This is a genomic window from Novosphingobium percolationis, assembly GCF_020179425.1.
In the GTDB taxonomy this organism is placed as follows: Bacteria; Pseudomonadota; Alphaproteobacteria; order Sphingomonadales; family Sphingomonadaceae; genus Novosphingobium; species Novosphingobium percolationis.
Genome location: NZ_JAILYM010000020.1, coordinates 1 through 3,407, shown reverse-complemented (window position 1 = coordinate 3,407; position 3,407 = coordinate 1). Strand labels below are relative to the sequence as shown.

Below are 3,407 nucleotides of genomic sequence, written 5' to 3'. Positions count from 1 at the left end.
GTCATAATCCATTAACAAGTCAACCGACCCACGCGGCTGGGGCGGTTGCCAAGAAGGAATGCACGCTGGTTTCGACATTCAACAGGCCCGATGGTTCGGGTCATGCAGGGCCGATTTCGATGAGCGGAGATAGCGGGGAAATCAACCTGCCGTTCGACCTGAGTATCGGATATCAAATCCGACTCACGCATCGACTTATGCAAAAGCTGCTACAGCTGAAGATCGAGCAGTTCGGCGTCACCCTGGGCATGTGGTACTTCTTGCGCGTCCTGTGGGACCAGGACGGCTTAACCCAGAAGGAACTGTCCGACCTTGTTGGAACGATGGAGCCGACCACGCTTTCGGCGATCGCTTCCATGGAGCAACGGGGAATCGTTGCCCGGGTCCGCAACGCGGCGGACAAGCGGAAGATCAACATCTTCCTCACCCCTTACGGTCACGAGCTGAAAAGGAAGCTTCTGCCCATTGGCATCGAAGTTGGGGATATCGCTAAGACCGGCATTTCGCGCCGCGAAGCGGATCTCCAGATCGCCCTATTGGGCGAGCTGCAGACCAATCTAGAAGCTGCGATTCGGAGCCTCTCCCCCGAGGAGCCCGACGCGAAGCCGGGTCGGCGGCGCCGAGAGGACCGAGGGGTCGCCGGCATCACTCATGAGGCAGGCGACTGATGCGATAGTGGGTGTCCTCGCCACCATGGATGCCCCACATCAATGTTGCGCGCCGATACTTACATCACTAATGGTTAGATAACTAAGGAACTGCACGGTGGCGGTCTGCGACGTGAAGGTTGCGTGGAGAGGTGTGCTGATGGTCAGGCCTTGCCTCCGACCGAATCGTCGTCGCTCTCCACCGCGCGGTTGATGACTGCAATCGCTTAGGTGCGGGCCGCGTCCGGTCTGCGAGAGTATCGGGAGAGTTTGAACTTATGAGTTCATCAGCCTTTAAAGGCGCGGATGTGTCCGATCGCCTGGATCGCGCGATAGACAATGCTCTCGCCGACAATCGTTTGGTGGGAACGGTCGTGATCGTCGCCCGGGGCGGCAAGATCGCCTATCGCCGCGCGGCGGGATTTGCAGACCGTGAATCGCAAAAGCCGATGCAAACGGATAGCATTTTCCGATTTGCATCGGTGACCAAACCCTTTGTCACCGCCGCCGTGATGCGCCTGATCGAGGATGGTGTTGTGAGGCTGGACGATCCAGTGACGCGCTTCCTGCCCGACTTTCAGCCGCGCCTGTCCGATGGATCGGTTCCGGTCATCTCGATCCGCCATCTGCTCACGCACACATCGGGGCTCGGCTATCCGTTTCAGGAAGGGAGCGATGGCCATTATCGTCGCCTCGACGTCTCCGACGGGTTGGATCAACCGGGATTGTCGCTATCCGAGAATCTTCGGCGCCTGGCTGCCGCCCCGCTTACCGCCGCACCGGGGTCGGGTTTTCGCTATTCCCTTGGCATGGATGTGATGGGAGGGGTGGTTGAGAGCGTTACCGGTGGTTCGCTACGCGATGCTGTGCGCAAACTGGTCACGGATCCGCTGGGTATCGTCGATACCGGCTTTGCCGTTGCGGATGTTGAGCGGCTCGCGACGAATTACTTCAACAGCGAATCCGTTCCCGTCCGCATCACGGACGGCATGGTAGTGCCTCTGGATGCCTTCAACGGGTCGCTAACGTTCGCGCCGAGCCGTATCCTGGATCCAAACTCCTATCCGTCAGGCGGGGGTGGGATGGTGGGGACTGCGGGCGACGTCCTGCACTTTCTGGAAACCATCCGGCTCGGGGGTGGTCCGATCCTGAAGCCTGAAACAGTCGAGATGATGGCGACCGATCAGCTCGGACCTCAGGCTGCGGCCTGGGGGCCGGGTTGGGGCTTCGGCTTCGGCTGGGCAGTGCTTGCAGATCCGCACGCCGTCCCGTCGCCGCAGTCTCCCGGAACGCTTCACTGGACCGGCGGATACGGCAATAGCTGGTTCATCGATCGTGCAAACGCGCTGACGGTCGTGGCCATGACCAACACGGCCTTTGAGGGTATGTCGGGGAAGTTCGTGTCCGACATCCGGGACGCCGTCTACAACTGATCCCCGCAAGGAATCCGCGACCGGCCGGCGTAAGCCGGCCGCGCCGCAGCGAAAATGCGGAGGCGCCGCGTCGATCGCGGCGGCCAGATCACAAATCGTTGCGGTGGCTCCAGTCGATGATCCCGTCGATACAAGCGCTGAGATGTTCGGGCTGGCCCTGGTAGAAATGGGTCGCGCCCTTGATGCTCACAAATTCCTTGTTCGCAACGGTGAGCGCGTTGTGAATGATCGGATTATGGCTCGCGGGAACCGCGTCGTCCGCTTCATTCTCGATCTGCAGCACAGGGGTCCGATGGATCTTTGTCGCGTTAACGGCAGCCTTGGAGTTGGATAGGTCGTAGGACCATTGCGACAGCCACGAGCGCAGGGTTGAGAATCGCGCCAAACCAGCGGGTCCCACGTTCACCGTGCGTGGATTGCCAAGATAGGATGCCCCCGGCGCGCGTCCATTGGGGTCGATCGTCGGATCAATCCAGCGCACGTCGCACATCGTGCGGTGCGTGACGAAGGCGCGTTCGGTTTCGCCGTCGTTGCGACGACGGAGCGTGGCAAGCATTTCCTCGGCCCAGGCGGTAATTCTGCGATTGCGGGCCCGCTGCCTCTCGCGGAAGGCGGCGATGAAGTCAGCGGTGAATGGTGGTTTGTTCGGGCAGTCCGGACTATAGATATCGAATTCGAGATCGCGCGTGTCCGGGTCGAATTCGTCGATGACGGAGGGGTCAAGCCATTCGGTCAGCACTTCCGCCCGGCTGAGGTGGGCGGCGATTAAGACTATTCCGTCAACCCGCTGCAGCCGCGCTGCTGTCAGGTCATAAAGGTCGCCGGCGGGCGTGTGGGTGATTGTCGGATGTTCAGACTGGGCCGCATAAAACAGCGATAGCGAGCCGCCGCCCGACCATCCCACCAGGATCACCTTTTCATAACCCAGCGACTCGCGCGCGTGGCGCACCCACTGGCCCATGTCGTAGGCGACCTTTTCCATAATCAGCGCACTATCGTTTCTCGGGTAGCGACTCGACGCGCAAAGTACGTGCAACCCCGCATCGGCAAGCGCCTCAGGCATTGGGAGCAGCTGGACCGTGGCTGTGGGGTGCATGAACAAATAGACCGCCTTAGATGGCCGCGCTCTCTGCCGGAACAGCTGGCCTTCCAGCTCGGTCGTGCCCTCGGCGCCCGCAAAACTGTAGGTCTCCGTCATCCCCGGTTGATCGCGGAAGCGAACGATTTCGGGAAGGCGATCCCATAGCGCCTTTGTCGGCAATCCTCTCTCCATGGCCATATCCTTAGTTATCTAACTATAATTGCGTATTACCGTACTCCAGTCAAG

3 protein-coding genes are annotated in these 3,407 nt (G+C 60.4%); 2 read left to right on the top strand and 1 reads right to left on the bottom strand.

Translation table 11 applies throughout. The annotated features are described in order from the left end of the window. Positions 1-668: MarR family winged helix-turn-helix transcriptional regulator (locus tag K3A84_RS20215; RefSeq protein WP_225011275.1), on the top strand; the 668-nt coding region annotated here is incomplete at its 5' end. Positions 669-925: 257 nt separating this feature from the next. Beyond that, positions 926-2,080: a serine hydrolase domain-containing protein gene (locus tag K3A84_RS20210; protein ID WP_130754871.1), complete on the top strand. Its 1,155-nt coding sequence runs from the start codon at positions 926-928 to the stop codon at positions 2,078-2,080. An 88-nt stretch (positions 2,081-2,168) separates the two neighbouring features. Here the strand turns inward: K3A84_RS20210 and K3A84_RS20205 are convergent, their stop codons facing one another. Next, positions 2,169-3,353, bottom strand: a complete 1,185-nt coding sequence (locus K3A84_RS20205) for an alpha/beta fold hydrolase (RefSeq protein WP_137903378.1) — start codon at positions 3,351-3,353, stop codon at positions 2,169-2,171. Positions 3,354-3,407 lie beyond the last annotated feature (54 nt).

Coding starts and splice junctions, on each gene's coding strand:
- K3A84_RS20210 (WP_130754871.1), top strand. CDS start 926: ATGAGTTCATCAGCCTTTAAAGGCGCGGATGTGTCCGATCGCCTGGAT.
- K3A84_RS20205 (WP_137903378.1), bottom strand. CDS start 3,353: ATGGAGAGAGGATTGCCGACAAAGGCGCTATGGGATCGCCTTCCCGAA.